Annotated in this window: 18 protein-coding genes; 10 read left to right on the top strand and 8 right to left on the bottom strand. The window is 71.8% G+C overall.

Annotated elements, in window-relative coordinates; genetic code table 11:
- Positions 1–5 precede the first annotated feature (5 nt).
- Genes ACLF3M_RS08540 through ACLF3M_RS08555 form a run of 4 tightly spaced genes read right to left on the bottom strand, consistent with a single transcriptional unit; the run spans position 6 to position 2,422 of the window.
- Positions 6–371 carry a hypothetical protein gene (locus ACLF3M_RS08540; protein ID WP_430656476.1) on the bottom strand — a complete coding sequence of 122 codons (366 nt, stop codon included), beginning with the start codon at positions 369–371 and terminating at the stop codon, positions 6–8.
- A gap of 46 nt (positions 372–417) precedes the next feature.
- On the bottom strand, positions 418–1,185 hold the full coding sequence (locus ACLF3M_RS08545; protein WP_430656477.1) for a class I SAM-dependent methyltransferase: 768 nt from the start codon (positions 1,183–1,185) through the stop codon (positions 418–420).
- On the bottom strand, positions 1,182–1,751 hold the full coding sequence (locus ACLF3M_RS08550) for a TIGR04282 family arsenosugar biosynthesis glycosyltransferase (RefSeq protein ID WP_430656478.1): 570 nt from the start codon (positions 1,749–1,751) through the stop codon (positions 1,182–1,184). The genes ACLF3M_RS08545 and ACLF3M_RS08550 overlap by 4 nt, the downstream gene beginning before the upstream one ends.
- Positions 1,748–2,422, bottom strand: coding sequence for a TIGR04283 family arsenosugar biosynthesis glycosyltransferase (locus ACLF3M_RS08555; RefSeq protein ID WP_430656479.1), 675 nt, complete (start codon positions 2,420–2,422; stop codon positions 1,748–1,750). The genes ACLF3M_RS08550 and ACLF3M_RS08555 overlap by 4 nt, the downstream gene beginning before the upstream one ends.
- A gap of 91 nt (positions 2,423–2,513) precedes the next feature.
- Here ACLF3M_RS08555 and ACLF3M_RS08560 point away from each other — a divergent pair, with 91 nt between their 5' ends.
- A complete protein-coding gene (locus ACLF3M_RS08560; protein ID WP_430656480.1) occupies positions 2,514–3,602 on the top strand; it encodes a PA0069 family radical SAM protein in 1,089 nt (362 codons plus the stop codon).
- Between the two features lie 52 nt (positions 3,603–3,654).
- Here ACLF3M_RS08560 and ACLF3M_RS08565 read toward each other — a convergent pair whose 3' ends face one another.
- The 3 genes from ACLF3M_RS08565 to ACLF3M_RS08575 form a co-directional block, all read right to left on the bottom strand.
- Positions 3,655–4,548 carry a dioxygenase gene (locus tag ACLF3M_RS08565; protein ID WP_430656481.1) on the bottom strand — a complete coding sequence of 298 codons (894 nt, stop codon included), beginning with the start codon at positions 4,546–4,548 and terminating at the stop codon, positions 3,655–3,657.
- Positions 4,549–4,690: 142 nt separating this feature from the next.
- The gene (locus ACLF3M_RS08570) at positions 4,691–4,960 is read right to left on the bottom strand and encodes a hypothetical protein (RefSeq protein WP_430656482.1); all 270 of its coding nucleotides are present in this window, start codon (positions 4,958–4,960) and stop codon (positions 4,691–4,693) included.
- Between the two features lie 70 nt (positions 4,961–5,030).
- A complete protein-coding gene (locus ACLF3M_RS08575) occupies positions 5,031–5,513 on the bottom strand; it encodes a peroxiredoxin (RefSeq protein ID WP_430656483.1) in 483 nt (160 codons plus the stop codon).
- A 203-nt stretch (positions 5,514–5,716) separates the two neighbouring features.
- On the opposite strand from ACLF3M_RS08575, the gene ACLF3M_RS08580 reads away from it, so the two are divergent.
- The 3 genes from ACLF3M_RS08580 to ACLF3M_RS08590 all read left to right on the top strand — a co-directional run bounded on the left by ACLF3M_RS08580 (position 5,717) and on the right by ACLF3M_RS08590 (position 7,023).
- Positions 5,717–6,322: a YqgE/AlgH family protein gene (locus ACLF3M_RS08580; protein ID WP_430656484.1), complete on the top strand. Its 606-nt coding sequence runs from the start codon at positions 5,717–5,719 to the stop codon at positions 6,320–6,322.
- A 3-nt stretch (positions 6,323–6,325) separates the two neighbouring features.
- Entirely contained in the window at positions 6,326–6,583 is a 258-nt protein-coding gene (locus ACLF3M_RS08585; protein ID WP_430656485.1) for a hypothetical protein, read from the top strand.
- 185 nt (positions 6,584–6,768) lie between these two features.
- Positions 6,769–7,023, top strand: a complete 255-nt coding sequence (locus tag ACLF3M_RS08590; protein ID WP_430656487.1) for a hypothetical protein — start codon at positions 6,769–6,771, stop codon at positions 7,021–7,023.
- A 16-nt stretch (positions 7,024–7,039) separates the two neighbouring features.
- Here the strand turns inward: ACLF3M_RS08590 and ACLF3M_RS08595 are convergent, their stop codons facing one another.
- Positions 7,040–7,684: a dihydrofolate reductase family protein gene (locus tag ACLF3M_RS08595; RefSeq protein ID WP_430656488.1), complete on the bottom strand. Its 645-nt coding sequence runs from the start codon at positions 7,682–7,684 to the stop codon at positions 7,040–7,042.
- A 99-nt stretch (positions 7,685–7,783) separates the two neighbouring features.
- On the opposite strand from ACLF3M_RS08595, the gene ACLF3M_RS08600 reads away from it, so the two are divergent.
- The 6 genes from ACLF3M_RS08600 (at position 7,784) to ACLF3M_RS08625 (ending at position 13,747) form a co-directional block, all read left to right on the top strand.
- The gene (locus ACLF3M_RS08600; protein WP_430656489.1) at positions 7,784–8,671 is read left to right on the top strand and encodes a DMT family transporter; all 888 of its coding nucleotides are present in this window, start codon (positions 7,784–7,786) and stop codon (positions 8,669–8,671) included.
- Positions 8,672–8,697: 26 nt separating this feature from the next.
- Positions 8,698–9,390 (top strand): class I SAM-dependent methyltransferase, encoded by a 693-nt coding sequence (locus ACLF3M_RS08605; protein ID WP_430656490.1) that lies wholly within the window; start codon positions 8,698–8,700, stop codon positions 9,388–9,390.
- A 207-nt stretch (positions 9,391–9,597) separates the two neighbouring features.
- Positions 9,598–9,969, top strand: a complete 372-nt coding sequence (locus tag ACLF3M_RS08610; protein WP_430656491.1) for a hypothetical protein — start codon at positions 9,598–9,600, stop codon at positions 9,967–9,969.
- A gap of 210 nt (positions 9,970–10,179) precedes the next feature.
- Positions 10,180–11,139, top strand: a complete 960-nt coding sequence (gene coxB, locus ACLF3M_RS08615; RefSeq protein WP_430656492.1) for a cytochrome c oxidase subunit II — start codon at positions 10,180–10,182, stop codon at positions 11,137–11,139.
- Between the two features lie 39 nt (positions 11,140–11,178).
- On the top strand, positions 11,179–12,777 hold the full coding sequence (ctaD, locus tag ACLF3M_RS08620) for a cytochrome c oxidase subunit I (protein WP_430656493.1): 1,599 nt from the start codon (positions 11,179–11,181) through the stop codon (positions 12,775–12,777).
- A 7-nt stretch (positions 12,778–12,784) separates the two neighbouring features.
- Complete coding sequence (locus ACLF3M_RS08625) at positions 12,785–13,747, top strand: heme o synthase (RefSeq protein WP_430656494.1); 963 nt, start codon at positions 12,785–12,787, stop codon at positions 13,745–13,747.
- Positions 13,748–13,762 lie beyond the last annotated feature (15 nt).

The raw sequence follows: 13,762 nt of genomic DNA on the forward strand, positions 1-13,762 counted from the left end.
GCACGCTAACCCACCCGCCCCTCCACCCGCTTCAGCACAACGCAGAGCCGCGAGAACGCGTACCAGAACATGCCATGCCCGCTCGCGCCCTGGCCCGGCGCGAGCTCCGCGCCGTGCGGCTCCGCGCGCCGCAGCAGGGGCAGCCGCGCCTCGTAGCGGCCGCGCATGTTCTCGAGGAAGGCGCCGGTCGCGGCCATGTACTGCTCCAGCATCTCGGCCGCGATCTCGATCTCGGCCTGGCCCTTGCCGTCGAGCGTCAGCGTCTTCAGCGCGCGGCTGTCGGCCGCGAGCGCCAGGTTCAGCCGGTGCAGCTCGGCCAGGTGCTTCGCGATTTGCGCGCGCAACTCGCGCGCCTGTTCGGCTTCGGGCATGGAACGTCTCCGCCTGCAGCCTGCGGCGGCAGGGCTTGAAGCCGCGTTAAGGACGCCGTCCCCAGATCGCGAAGACGCGGTGCGGGACGCGCAGCGGGTCGTCCGGAAAGCGCGCCTTGAGCAGCGCCGCGTGCTCCGCGTCGAAGCGCGCGACGGCATCGGGCGCCATGGCGGCGCCGACGCCGTTGGAGGCGCGGACGCGGCCGCGCCAATCCTCGTGGCTGTAGATCGTCTCGTGGTCGAAGCCCGCGAAGGCGATGCCGCGGAGGCCCGCGAGCCGCATGTCGTCCGACCAGGCGGGATACATCCCGCTGCCGCGGCCCATGCGCCAGCGCGGGTTGTGCGCCTCGATCAGGAACTCGCTGGCATGCGCGACGGAACCCGGATCCGGCATCCAGTCATGGTGGCAGATCAGCAGCGCGCCACCTTGCTTCAGCACGCGCTTCGCCTCCGCGGGCGCCAGGCGCCGGTCGAACCAGTGCCAGCACTGCGCAGCGACGACGAGGTCGAAGGCGCCGTCGGGCTGGCCGTTGCGCTCGGCCAGCGCGTTGTCGAAGCGGATCGCGAGGCCCTGTTCCTCCGCCAGGCGCCGCGCCGCCTCGACCTGGCCGGGCGCGGCGTCGATGCCGGTGACCTCCGCGCCCCGCGCAGCGAGCGCGCGGGCGACGGCGCCGGTGCCGGTGCCGATGTCGAGCACGCGCATCCCGGGCGCGAAGAGCCCCTCGGCCGCGATCATGTCGAAGAAGCGCGGCGGGAAGCCCTGGCGATGCCTTGCATAGTCGTCGGAGGTGGCGGACCAGTCGGGATTGCTCATCGCATCCTCCTCGACGCCGGCAGATCGGCCGCGGTGTCCACGTCGCGCAGGCGGCGCAGCAGCGCGACGCGCCGTCCCGCGAAATTCGCCAGCGTGTCCGACAGCGCATGCCGGCTCGACCAGCGCACATCGGCGAAGGGCGTCGCCGGGCGGCGCGGCCCGTAGCCCACCAGCCAGTAGCCCCCATCCTCCGCCGGGCCGAAGACCGCGTCGGCGCGGCCGAGCGCGCGGAAGGCCCGGGCCAGGTCGTCGCGCGACAGCCCCGGGATGTCGGATCCCACCAGCACCGCCCGCCGTCGCCCGGCCAGGGCGCGCGCCATGCGCTGCCCGAGGTCGCCGCGGCCCTGCCCGAGCCGCGACACGCCGCGCGGCCAGCGCGCCCGCGCCTGGTCCGGCGTCACCGCCAGCACCAGGCGCCATCGCGCATCCCGCGCCTGCCTGACCGTCGCGGCGAGCTGCGCGCGGTAGAAGCGCAGCGCCGCCATCGCGCCGATCCCCCGCGCCAGCCGCTTCTTCACGCCGAGCCGCGGCGCGCGGGCGAAGACGATGACGGTGTCGCCCCTCATCCGTAGAGCCTCGCGATCCGCGCCGGCGGAACGCCGAGGAACCACAGCGACAGGCAGGCCAGGTTCCGCGCGGAGCGCCTGAGATAGCCGTCCCGCCGCCACCGCGCCGCGGAGGTCACCGCCGCGACGTCGAGCGCGCCGAGCCGCGCGCGACCGATCCGCCGCACCAGGTCCACATCCTCCATCAGCGGCAACGGCCGGATGCCGCCCGCGGCCTCCAGCAGGTCGCGATGCACCAGCAGCCCCTGGTCGCCATAGGGCAGGCCGAGAACGCGGCAGCGCCAGGCGACCGCGCGTTCCAGCCGCCTTGCGGCCGGGCTGGCGTCGTCGAGCGCGAAGCGGAAGAACCAGGCGCGGTCGGGATCGCGCATCGCGTCCCGCGCCTCCGCCGCCCAGCCCGGCGCGAGGCACGTATCGGCGTGCAGCAGGAGCAGCCAGGGCCCGCGCGCCGCCGCCACCCCGGCCGCGAGCTGCGTCCCCCGGCCCCGCGCCGCCTCGATCACGGTTGCGCCAAGGCCGCGCGCGACCTCCGGCGTTCCGTCGGTGCTGCCGGCATCGGCGACCACGACCTCCGCCGCCGCGCCGCCGAGCGCGGCGATGGTGGCAGGCAGGATCGCGGCCGCGTTCAGCGCCGGGATCACGGTGCTGAGGGCTTCCGGTTCAATTCTCATTTTGTTCTTGACCCACCAGTCGGCCATTGGCAATTTCGGGCAGGAACAAATCGGGAAACAGGGGTCCCATATGCCGGATGGTAGCACGGCCATGCCCTCCCTGGCCCGCAAGGGCCGCGGCGCGGTGACCAACCCGCCGGTGCGCTACGAATCCAGCCGCACCGAGCTGCATGACGACGGCTGGGGAACGCTGGCCGCGGAATTCGCCGACCTCCCACCCCTGCCGACCGAGCTGATCCGCGAGAAGGCGAAATCCGCCCTTGCCTGGAACGAGAGCCCGGACATCGGCTTCGACCGCTCCATCAATCCCTATCGCGGCTGCGAGCATGGCTGCGTCTATTGCTACGCGCGGCCCTCCCACGCGCATGTCGGCATGTCGCCCGGCCTCGATTTCGAGACGCGGCTGATGTTCAAGCCCGACCTCCCGGCCCTGCTGGAGAAGGAGCTGTCGAAGCCGGGCTACCAGGCGAAGCCGGTCGCGCTCGGCGCCAACACCGATCCCTACCAGCCGGTGGAGCGCACCCTCGGCATCACGCGGGCGGTGCTGGAGGTGCTGGAGCGCTTCGGCCATCCGGTGACGATCGTGACGAAGTCCGCGCTGGTGCTGCGCGACCTCGACATCCTGCAGCGGTTGGCGGCGCGCAACCTCGTTCATGTCTGCCTGTCCGTCACGACGCTGGACCTGAAGCTGGCCCGCGTGATGGAGCCGCGCGCGGCCTCCCCGCTCAAGCGGCTGGAGGCGCTCGCCGTGCTCGCCAAGGCGGGGATCCCCGTCGGCGTGCTGGCCGCGCCGATGATCCCCGGCCTGAACGACATGGAGCTCGAGCGCATCCTGGAGATGTCGGCGCGGGCGGGTGCCACGCGCGCGGGCTATGTCATCCTGCGCCTGCCTCTCGAGATCCACGGCATGTTCGAGGCCTGGCTGCAGCAGCACCACCCCGACCGTGCCGCGCGCGTGCTGGCCCTGGTGCGGGAGACGCGCGGCGGGCGGATCTACGACAGCCGCTTCGGCATCCGCCAGACCGGGACGGGGCCCTATGCCGAGCTGCTGGCCCAGCGGTTCAAGCTGGCGCTGCGCCGCTTCGGCATGGAAGGGCGCGGACGCATGGGCGAGGGGACGCTGGACTGCACGCAGTTCCGCGCGCCCCAGGCGGCGCCTCGGCAGCTGGAGCTGCTGTAGGGCGAAAAGCCCTCTCCCCTCTGCGGGGGGAGAGGGCTATCGCGTCACGCTTCTACCGGATCGGCGGCTTCGGCAGCTTCGCCTCGCCGGGCTCGATCGTCAGGACATGGTCCAGCGAGAACCACGGCGTGCCGGCATCCGGCGCCGTGGGATGAGGCTCATCGTGCCGTTCGAAGCGCGCGACGAGCGGGCGCGTCACGCCGAACTGCACGTCGGTCTCGAGATGCGGGTCCTCCGCGTCGTAGATCTGCGCGGTCAGCGTCCTGAACCCTTCCTTGAACACCAGCGCATGCATGTGCGCGGGCCGGTAGGGATGCCGCCCCTGCGCCGCGAGCAACCGGCCCACCACGCCGTCGGTCGGGATGGGGTAGCCGGCCGGGCGGACGCTGCGGAAGGCGATGAGGCCCTCGGCATCCGTGGTGAACTTGCCGCGCAGGTTCATATCGGCCTGGGCGGGATCCTGGTTCTCGTAGAAGCCGACGGGCGAGGCGTGCCAGATGTCCACCTCCGCGCCCTCGACCGGGCGCCCCGCGGGATCGCGCACCGCGATGGTCGCGAACAGCGCCGGGCCGGGTGTGGCCGACCGCAGCAGCGACCCGCCATTCTCGACCGGCGGCGATCCCATGCGCCAGAACGGCCCGAGCAGGTTCTGCGAGCTCGGCACCCGCCCGCCATCGCCGTTGTTCAGCAGGCAGACCAGCGCCGAGACGCCGAGCGAGCCCGCCATCAGCACGGCCTCGTTGTGGGTCGCGCTGCTGCGCTGCCCGATCTCGTTGACGATCGCCGCGGCGGCGCGGAACTCCTCCTCCGTCAGCCTCGCCTCGGCCACGAAGGCGTGGAGGTGGCGGACCAGGACGGTCAGGATCTCGCGCAGGCGCGGATCGGCGGTGCGCGCCATCACGGCCAGTGCCGCCGCCGTCACGTCCCCTGGCTTTTCCGCGATCATTTGCCGCGTCCCTCCGCGATCCCGTCCGCGGGTATCCGCCCGGGCGCGCGACGCGGCAAGCCGACGGCCACGCCCGCGGCACCGGGCCCGGGCGGCGCGTCGCGCAGAACGAGGGGCGAGGGGATCCGCCGACCCCGCGCGATCAGCGCCGGCCCGTCAGCTCCCGCAGGTTCGCGGCAACGCGGCGCCGCGCCGGGGCCACCGCCGCGGCCGCGACCAGGTCGGGCCGCGTCCCTATCAACGCCGCCTTGCCCGCGGCCATCGCGCCGGCGCTGAAGGCGCGGTGCTTCTCCATCGCCATGCGCGTCAGCTCCGACGTCGCGGCCATCGGGTCGGTCCAGAGCTGCATGCTGCGCAGCGTGAAGACCCAGCTGGCCTGCCAGGCCATCAACGCGTAGGCGGGTGGTGTCATGCGGGGCCTCCTCGGCCGGGAATTCGGGTGCCGGACACGCCAGATGGCGCGCCGGCGCCGATCGGCGGCATCAAAGCGCGGCGAGAACGGCCTCGGCCTTGCTGACCTCGAACTGGCCGGGCTGCTCGACGGCGACATGGGCGACCTTGCCGTCCTTCGCGACGAGCGCGAACCGCTGGCTGCGCACGCCGAGGCCCCGCGCCGTCAGGTCCATCTCCAGCCCCAGCGCCCTGGTCACGTTCGCCGAGCCGTCGGCCAGCATCACGATCTCATCGGTGATCCCCTGGTCCTTCGCCCAGGCGCCCATCACGAAGGCGTCGTTCACCGACATGCAGGCGATGGTGTCCACGCCCTTCGCCTTCAGCGCGGCGGCCTGGGTCACGAAGCCCGGGAGGTGCTTGGCCGAGCAGGTCGGCGTGAAGGCGCCGGGCACGCCGAACAGCACGACCGTCCTGCCCTTGAAGAGCTCGGCCGTGTCCACTTCCTTCGGCCCCTCGGCGGTGGCCTGCATGACCTTGACGGAGGGGATGCTGTCCCCGGCCTTGATCGTCATCGCGCTGTTCCTGTCGTTCCTGGATGCGTTGCCGCGCCGGAAGCCGCGAAGGGACAATCGGCGCCGCGCAGCCCGTCATTAACCCTGATGCCCGGCGCTGGGAACGGGGCCCGGCCGGACCTCGCGCCTGCACCGGCGCCGGCAACCCGCTGGCCGTCACGCCCGTTCTTGCCGGCGTGCAGCGACGGCGCCATCTTCCACCCATGGCCAGATCATCCTTCAGGAAGCCTGGCCGCTCCTCCGCCCCCCAGGGCGAGGGGTGGCTTACCGGCCAACTCCTCGTTGCCATGCCCTCCATGCAGGATCCGCGCTTCGCGCGCTCCGTCATCTGCCTCTGCGCCCATTCCGACGACGGGGCGATGGGGATCGTGCTGAACAAGCCGCTGGACGGGCTTTCCTTCGACGACCTGCTGAAGCAGCTCAACCTCGATCCCGTGCCGCCGCAGCGGCGCATCCGGCTGATGTCGGGCGGCCCGGTCGAGAACGGCCGCGGCTTCGTCCTGCACACCGCGGACTGGGAGACCGAGGGCAGCCTGAAGTTCCAGCCCGGCGTCGCCCTGACGGCGAGCGTGGACATCCTGAAGGCGATCGCCGGCGGCGGCGGGCCGCGGCAGGGTTTCCTCGCGCTCGGCTATGCCGGATGGGGCCCGGGCCAGCTCGAGAGCGAGATCCAGCAGAACGCCTGGCTGTCCGTCCCGGCCGACGAGACGCTGCTCTTCGCCGGCCGGCCGGAGCGGCTCTGGGCCGACGCGCTGGCCAAGCTGCATGTGGACCCCGCCCTGCTCTCCGGCGTCGCAGGCCACGCCTGAGCCATGCAGGACCCCGACCGGACGCTGGGGCAGCTCGCGATCCGGTCGCTGCAGAGGGGTCTCGACCGCGGCCTTCCCGCGCCGCCGGCGCCGCGCCGGCCCAAGCGGCGCGGGGCCCCGGCGGACCTTGCCGCAATCGACTTCTCCCGCCCGCTGCCGGCGCGTGCCACCCGGCTGCCGCCGGGCTTCGTCGCGGTGCTGGTCGTGATGGCGGTGATGCTCGCGGCCATGGTCGCCTCCCTGGCGCTCCGGCTGCGCTGAATCCCGGGCGCCTCGCACCGCGGAATCCCGGGCGCTTCGCGCCGCTGGTCCCGGGCGCCTCGCGCCGCTGGTCCCGGGCGCCTCGCGCCACGGTTGCGGGCGATGCGCCTGTCGGCCTATCGTTGCCGGACGTGATCGCCCGCCCGGCAAACAGACCCGGGAGACAGGCGGCCGAGGAGGACGGGATGCGCCGTATCGGACTGATCGCCCTGCCGCTGATGCTGGCGGCGTGTTCGTCGAACCCGCAGAACTATGTGGGATTGCCGGCCGCGCGGGTCTTCCTGGCCTATGGCTCGCCGCAGCAGCAGGTGGTCCTGCCGCAACTCCGCCAGGCGCTGGTCTACACCCGCGCGGATTGCCGGACGACCTTCTTCACCGATCCCTCCGGCACGGTCGTCTCCGCCGCCGCCACCGGTCAGAGCTGCCCGGCCGCCGACTGAGCCGCGCGGGCGGGGCCTACCCCCGCTCGATCCGGACATGGGCGGCCGCGCCCTGCGGCTGCCAGGCGGCGCGCCGGTAGCCCAGCGCCGGCAGGTCTAGCCCGGCGAAGACCGCCTCGCCCGCGCCGAGCAGCACCGGCGCGATGGCGAACTCCATCTCGTCCACCAGCCCGGCCGCCAGGTACTGGCGCAGCGTCGAGACGCCGCCGCCGAGCCGCACGTCGCGCCCGCCGGCAGCCTCGCGCGCGAGGTCGAGCGCCCGATGGATCCCTTCCGTGACGAAGTGGAAGACGGTTCCGCCCTGCTTCGCCAGGCTCTCGCGCGGATGGTGGGTCAGGACGAAGACGGGGCAGCGATAGGGCGGCTCCTCGCCCCACCAGCCGCGCCAGGACAGGTCGCCCCAGCCGCCGCGCACGGGGCCGAACATGTTGCGCCCGAGGATCCAGGCGCCGATGCCCTCGAAGCCGCGCCGGGCGGCGTCGTCGTCCGGCCCCGTCGTGCCGCCCTCCTTGCCCTGCATGGCGTGGAAGAAGCGGGTCGGGAACGCCCATTGATGCAGCGCCATGCCGCCGCGACCCATCGGGTTCTGCAGGTCCTGGTCGGGGCCGGCGCCGAAGCCGTCGAGGGACACCGCAAAGGCGTGCACGCGCAGGCGGGACATGGCGGGCCTCCATCCGCGGCGAGCCTGCGCGCCGCGCGCGGGGCTGGTCAAGGAAAGGCGGCCTGGACGCGCCAGCCCTGGCTGCCATGCTCGGCGCCGATGTCCCGCAGCCTCCAGGGCGTGCTGATCCAGCTCGTCGCCCTTGTCTTCTTCGTCGCGATGGACGCGATGCTGAAGCTGCTGGTGCAGCGCTATGCCGTGCCGCAGCTGATGTTCGTCCGCTTCGTCGCCCACACCCTGTTCGTCGTCGTGGCGGTGAAGGCGATCTCGGGCTCGGTGCCGTGGCGGTCGCGCGCGCCGCTGCTGCAGACCGCGCGGAGCGTGCTGCTGGCCACGGCCAACGGGGCGCTGGCGGTCGCGCTGATCTACGTGCCGCTGGCCGACGCGACGGCGGTGATCTTCGCGGCCCCGGCGCTGACGGTCGCCGCGGCGGCGCTCTGGCTCGGCGAGCGCGTCTCGCCCCGCCGCTGGCTCGGCGTCGCGGTAGGCCTGGCCGGCGTCGTCCTGGCGATCCGCCCGCCCTTCCTGACCGGCGAGCCGCTGCACTGGGCGATGCTGCTGCCGCTGGTCACGGCCGTGACGAATTCGGGCTACCAGCTGCTGACGCGCCGGGTGGCGGCAGTGGACGACCCGCGGACGAGCTTCCTGCACACCTCGCTCGCGGCCTGCGTGCTGACGGGCCTGGCGCAGCCCTTCGTCTGGGTGACGCCGGCGGCGGCCGACATCCCGGCGATGCTGATGCTGGGGCTGCTGGGCGCGGCGGGACATACGCTGATGGTGCTGGCCTTCGCCCGCGCCCCGGCCTCGGTCCTGGCGCCGATGAGCTACAGCCAGATCCTCTGGGCCTGCCTCGCGGGGCTGCTGGTCTTCGGGGACTGGCCGGATGGCTGGACGCTCGCCGGCGCCGTCGTCATCGGGGTGGGCGGGGTGCTGGTCGCACTGCCCGGCCGCAATCAGCATCTTGCGCGCCGGCCCGCCGAGGACTAACCCCGGCCGTCCAGGACCCGGACCAGATGGCCATCCGAACCGATACCCCCGACCGCGACCACCCCCGTGCCGTGCTGGACGCGGAGGGGGTGCGTGACGCCTATCGCCGCTGGGCCGGCATCTACGACCTGGTCTTCGGCGGGGTCTCCGCCCATGGCCGGCGCCGCGCCGTCGAGGAGGTGAACCGCCTGCCCGGCGCCCGCGTGCTGGAGGTCGGCGTCGGCACCGGCCTCGCCCTGCCGCGCTACCGGCCGGAGAAGCGCGTCGTCGGCATCGACCTCTCGCGCGAGATGCTGGAGAAGGCGGCCGGCCGCGTCCGCGACGAGCGCCTGTCCCATGTGACCGGCCTGGTCGAGATGAACGCCGAGCACATGGCCTTCGCCGACGACAGCTTCGACATCGCGGTGGCAATGTTCACGGCCTCCGTCGTGCCGGACGCCAAGGCGCTCTATGCCGAGATGTCGCGCGTCGTGCGCCCGGGCGGCCACCTGCTCTTCGTCAACCACTTCGCTGCCGAATCGGGCCTGCGCTGGTGGGCGGAGCGGTCCATGGCGCCGCTGGCCCGCCTGCTTGGCTGGCATCCGGATTTCGCGCTGTCGGACCTGCTCGATCCCTCCCTGGTGCGGGTCGAGGCGATGGAGCCGTGCCAGCCCGCGGGCCTCTTCACCCTGGTGCGCGTCCGCAACCAGTCCGCCCAGGCGCTGCCGGTCGCGGCGTAGCCGCACGGGAGCCTGGGCCGGCGTAAGCCGCGCCTCACTCTGGCCGGTGAAGGCCGACGCTTCGCGGTCTCCTCCTGGGCCTTCCGTCCCAGCGGCGTGCCGGCCGTTCGTCGTTGCGCGGGGCTGGCGGAACCGCGGCTCTCTCCCCCGCTACGGAACGGCGCGGCCGGCGGTCCGGCCGGCCGCGCGACGAGAGGAGAGAAGCCCATGACCACCACGCGCAAAGCGCTGCTGGGCGCCGTCCTCGCGGCCGCCACGCTCGCCGCACCCGCCGCCTTCGCGCAGCAGGGCACGCTGCCGGCGCCGTCCAGCGCCTGGGTGAACGCCGTCATCCAGGGCCTCGACGCCCCGACCCGGCGCGAGGTCGAGAGCCGCGCGACCGGCGGCAACCACCCCTATGAGGTGCTGCGGGTGATCCTGCTGAACAACATGTCGGCGGCGAACCTGGTGCAGGCCGGCCAGCCCCCGCTGTCCGAGATCGTGGCGATCGACTTCATCCGCGCGACCGCCGTGGTCCGGCAGGGCGACGGCCTGCGGGCGATCCCGTTCAATCGCGAGAACCTCACGATCAGGCGCTGATCCAACCGCCCCCGCCGCGCCCTGCACCGGCGTGACGTGTTGGCCGATCCTGCCTGCCGCTCCCTTGTGCGGTGCGGGAGCGACCCTTATAGCAGTCCAGCGGAAATAGGCCGCCAGTGGTGGGGCAGACCGTGGCCCCGGGGACGCCCTGGCAAGGCAAGGTTGTGAGGACGAGCGCGGCCCTGGCCGCGCCGGCGGCGGGACGGCAGGATGAAGGACGCACTCGGCGCGCTCTGCGTGCTCTTGGCGAAGGCGGCGCGACACGGTGGGCTCGTCCTGCTGGGTCTGCTTGCGCTTGGCGGCGCGGCGATGGCCCAGGGGGCGTCGCCGGGCATGATCGGTGCGCCGCAGCCATGGGGCGTCGGCCTGCAGCCTGCGGGCGGGCCGATCAAGGAATCCATCCACAGCTTCAACGATCTGGTGTTCTGGATCATCGTCCTGATCACCGTCTTCGTCGCCGGGCTGCTCTGCTACGTCGTCTGGAAGTTCCGCGAGAGCGCGAACCCGGCGCCGAGCAAGACCAGCCACAACACCACGCTCGAGATCGCCTGGACGGTCGTGCCGGTGCTGATCCTGGTGATCATCGCCATCCCGTCCTTCCGCCTGATCTACTACCAGGACCGCGCGGTGGACCCCGAGATGACGATCAACGTTCAGGGCCGCCAGTGGTATTGGCACTACGCCTACCCCGACAGCGGCAACTTCACCTTCGACAGCTACCCCGTCGCGGATTCCGACATCCAGCCGGCCCAGGGCCAGATCCGCAGCCTGTCCGTGGACAACCCGCTGGTCATCCCGGTGGGCGCGAGCATCCGCATCCTGACCACCGGCCAGGACGTGATCCACAGCTTCTTCGTCCCCTCGCTCGGCGTGCAGCGCTACACCATTCCGGGCCGCACGCTGGAGACCTGGGTCCGCGCCGACCGGCCGGGGATCTATTACGGCCAGTGCAACCAGATCTGCGGGACGAACCACTGGTTCATGCCGATCGAGGTGCGCGCCGTCCCGCGCGAGGAGTTCAACGCCTGGGCCGAGCAGGCCAGGACGCGCTTCGCGCAGGGCCTCCCGCCCGGCCTGCCGCCCTCGGCCCTGGCCGCCGCGCCGGCGGGCGCGCGGGAACCTGCCGTGGCCGAGGCCGTCTCCACCCTTCTCGCCGAGGCGCGCCGCTAAGGCGCCGCCCGCAACCCGGACACCAGCGGAAAGATCCCCATGGACACCGCAGCCCACGCCCACGCCCACGAAGACCACCACGACCACAAGCCCGGCTTCGTGCGGCGCTGGCTGTTCAGCACGAACCACAAGGACATCGGCACCCTCTACATCGCCTTTGCCCTCTTCGCGGCGATCATCGGCATCGGCATCTCGCTGATCATGCGGCTCGAGCTGATGCAGCCCGGCCTGCAGTATTTCGGCAGCGGCCAGGCCTGGAACGCCTATGTCTCCGCGCACGGCCTGATCATGGTCTTCTTCGTGGTCATGCCCGCGCTGATCGGCGGCTTCGGCAACTGGTTCGTGCCGATCATGATCGGCGCGCCGGACATGGCCTTCCCGCGGATGAACAACATCAGCTTTTGGCTGCTGGTGCCGTCCGTCCTGATGATGTCCGCCAGCCTGTTCGTCGGCGAGGGGCCCGGCGGCGGCTGGACGATCTACCCGCCGCTGACCACCAACACCTACCACCCGTCCATGGCGATGGACCTCGCGCTGTTCAGCCTGCACCTCGCGGGCGCGTCCTCCATCCTCGGCGCGGCGAACTTCATCACGACGATCTTCAACATGCGTGCGCCGGGCATGACGCTGCACAAGATGCCGCTCTTTGTCTGGTCCATGCTGGTCACGGCCTTCCTGCTTCTGCTGGCGGTGCCCGTGCTGGCCGGCGCGATCACCATGCTGATCACCGACCGCAACTTCGGCACGGCCTTCTTCAAGCCCGAGGGCGGTGGCGATCCCGTGCTGTTCCAGCACCTCTTCTGGTTCTTCGGCCATCCCGAAGTCTACATCATGATCCTGCCGGCCTTCGGGATCGTCAGCCACATCGTCTCGACCTTCAGCCGCAAGCCGGTCTTCGGCTATCTCGGCATGGCCTATGCGATGGTGGCGATCGGCTTCGTCGGCTTCATCGTCTGGGCGCACCACATGTTCCAGTCGGGCATCGACGTGGACACGCGCGCCTACTTCATGGCCGCGACGATGGTCATCGCCGTGCCGACCGGCATCAAGATCTTCTCCTGGATCGCGACGATGTGGGGCGGGTCGCTCCGCTTCGACACGCCGATGCTCTTCGCCATCGGCTTCATCTTCCTCTTCACCGTCGGCGGCGTGACGGGCGTGGTGCTGGCCAATGCGCCGATCACGCAGGTCCTGCACAACACCTACTACGTCGTGGCGCATTTCCACTACGTGCTCAGCCTCGGCGCGGTGTTCGGCATCTACGCCGGCGTCTACTACTGGCTCGGCAAGATGAGCGGGAAGCAGTACCCGGAGAAGCTCGGCCGGATCCATTTCTGGATGACCTTCATCGGCGTGAACCTGACCTTCTTCCCCATGCACTTCCTGGGCAACCAGGGCATGCCGCGCCGCTATCCCGACTACCCCGACGCCTTCGCGGGCTGGAACATGGTGGCCTCGATCGGCTCCCTCATCTCGGTCGCGAGCTTCGTCTTCTTCTTCTACGTGCTCTACGTCACCTTCGCGAAGGGCGCGAGGGCCGCGGCCAATCCCTGGGGCGAGGGCGCCACCACGCTCGAGTGGCAGGTCCCGTCCCCGCCGCCCTTCCACACCTTCGACGAGCTGCCGCGTATCAGGTGATGGGCCGATGAGAGCAGCAATCTTCGGGAAGGGGGGGGCGCAAGCCCCCCTCGGCCGTTCCACCCTCCCCTCCGCGGGCGCGGATTTCTCGGAGGTCCGCGACTGGTTCGCGCTGCTCAAGCCGCGCGTCATGATGCTCGTCGTCTTCACCGCGGTCGTCGGGCTGCTGGTCGCGCCGGCCACGATCCACCCGGTGCTGGGCTTCGCCGCGATCCTCTGCATCGCCGTCGCGGCCGGCGCCTGCGGCGCGATCAACATGTGGTACGACCGCGACATCGACGCGCTGATGCGCCGCACCGCGCGCCGCCCGATCCCCGCGGGCCGGATCGAGCCTGGCGCCGCGCTCGGCTTCGGGCTGACGCTGGCCTTCGGGTCGGTGACGATGATGGGGCTCGCGACCAACTGGCTGGCCGCCGCCTGGCTGGCCTTCTCGGTCTTCTTCTACGTCGCGGTCTACACGATGTGGCTGAAGCGCCGCACGCCGCAGAACATCGTCATCGGCGGCGCGGCCGGCGCCTTCCCGCCGATCATCGGCTGGGCCGCGGCGACGGGCGAGGTCGGGCTCGTGCCGCTGATCCTCTTCGCGATCGTCTTCATGTGGACGCCGCCGCACTTCTGGTCGCTGAGCCTCTGGGCGCATGGCGACTACGCGCGCGCCAAGGTGCCGATGCTGCCCGTCACCCATGGCGCGAGGGAGACGCGGCGCCAGGTGCTGATCTACACGGTCGCGCTGATCCCCGTGACGCTGGCGCCCTGGCTGGTCGGCTTCTCCGGCCCCGCCTATGCCGCCGCGGCCGCGCTGCTCGGCGCGGGCTTCCTGTGGCATGCGGTGCGCGTCATGCGCGAGGCGCAGGACGAGGCCGGCCGCAGCCTGGTGAACGACGCCGCCGCGCGGGCCGCGTTCAGGTACAGCCTCTATTACCTCTTCGCGCTCTTCGCCGCGCTGGCGATCGACAAGCTGGCATTATGACCATGCCCTCAATCG

This window comes from Falsiroseomonas sp. HW251, from assembly GCF_050563545.1.
Taxonomy (GTDB): Bacteria; Pseudomonadota; Alphaproteobacteria; order Acetobacterales; family Acetobacteraceae; genus Falsiroseomonas.

What these genes read in the sequence shown, in the direction of transcription:
- ACLF3M_RS08540 (WP_430656476.1), bottom strand. Translation starts at nt 371, where the DNA reads ATGCCCGAAGCCGAACAGGCGCGCGAGTTGCGCGCGCAAATCGCGAAG.
- ACLF3M_RS08545 (WP_430656477.1), bottom strand. Translation starts at nt 1,185, where the DNA reads ATGAGCAATCCCGACTGGTCCGCCACCTCCGACGACTATGCAAGGCAT.
- ACLF3M_RS08550 (WP_430656478.1), bottom strand. Translation starts at nt 1,751, where the DNA reads ATGAGGGGCGACACCGTCATCGTCTTCGCCCGCGCGCCGCGGCTCGGC.
- ACLF3M_RS08555 (WP_430656479.1), bottom strand. Translation starts at nt 2,422, where the DNA reads ATGAGAATTGAACCGGAAGCCCTCAGCACCGTGATCCCGGCGCTGAAC.
- ACLF3M_RS08560 (WP_430656480.1), top strand. Translation starts at nt 2,514, where the DNA reads ATGCCCTCCCTGGCCCGCAAGGGCCGCGGCGCGGTGACCAACCCGCCG.
- ACLF3M_RS08565 (WP_430656481.1), bottom strand. Translation starts at nt 4,548, where the DNA reads ATGATCGCGGAAAAGCCAGGGGACGTGACGGCGGCGGCACTGGCCGTG.
- ACLF3M_RS08570 (WP_430656482.1), bottom strand. Translation starts at nt 4,960, where the DNA reads ATGACACCACCCGCCTACGCGTTGATGGCCTGGCAGGCCAGCTGGGTC.
- ACLF3M_RS08575 (WP_430656483.1), bottom strand. Translation starts at nt 5,513, where the DNA reads ATGACGATCAAGGCCGGGGACAGCATCCCCTCCGTCAAGGTCATGCAG.
- ACLF3M_RS08580 (WP_430656484.1), top strand. Translation starts at nt 5,717, where the DNA reads ATGGCCAGATCATCCTTCAGGAAGCCTGGCCGCTCCTCCGCCCCCCAG.
- ACLF3M_RS08585 (WP_430656485.1), top strand. Translation starts at nt 6,326, where the DNA reads ATGCAGGACCCCGACCGGACGCTGGGGCAGCTCGCGATCCGGTCGCTG.
- ACLF3M_RS08590 (WP_430656487.1), top strand. Translation starts at nt 6,769, where the DNA reads ATGCGCCGTATCGGACTGATCGCCCTGCCGCTGATGCTGGCGGCGTGT.
- ACLF3M_RS08595 (WP_430656488.1), bottom strand. Translation starts at nt 7,684, where the DNA reads ATGTCCCGCCTGCGCGTGCACGCCTTTGCGGTGTCCCTCGACGGCTTC.
- ACLF3M_RS08600 (WP_430656489.1), top strand. Translation starts at nt 7,784, where the DNA reads ATGTCCCGCAGCCTCCAGGGCGTGCTGATCCAGCTCGTCGCCCTTGTC.
- ACLF3M_RS08605 (WP_430656490.1), top strand. Translation starts at nt 8,698, where the DNA reads ATGGCCATCCGAACCGATACCCCCGACCGCGACCACCCCCGTGCCGTG.
- ACLF3M_RS08610 (WP_430656491.1), top strand. Translation starts at nt 9,598, where the DNA reads ATGACCACCACGCGCAAAGCGCTGCTGGGCGCCGTCCTCGCGGCCGCC.
- coxB (WP_430656492.1), top strand. Translation starts at nt 10,180, where the DNA reads ATGAAGGACGCACTCGGCGCGCTCTGCGTGCTCTTGGCGAAGGCGGCG.
- ctaD (WP_430656493.1), top strand. Translation starts at nt 11,179, where the DNA reads ATGGACACCGCAGCCCACGCCCACGCCCACGAAGACCACCACGACCAC.
- ACLF3M_RS08625 (WP_430656494.1), top strand. Translation starts at nt 12,785, where the DNA reads ATGAGAGCAGCAATCTTCGGGAAGGGGGGGGCGCAAGCCCCCCTCGGC.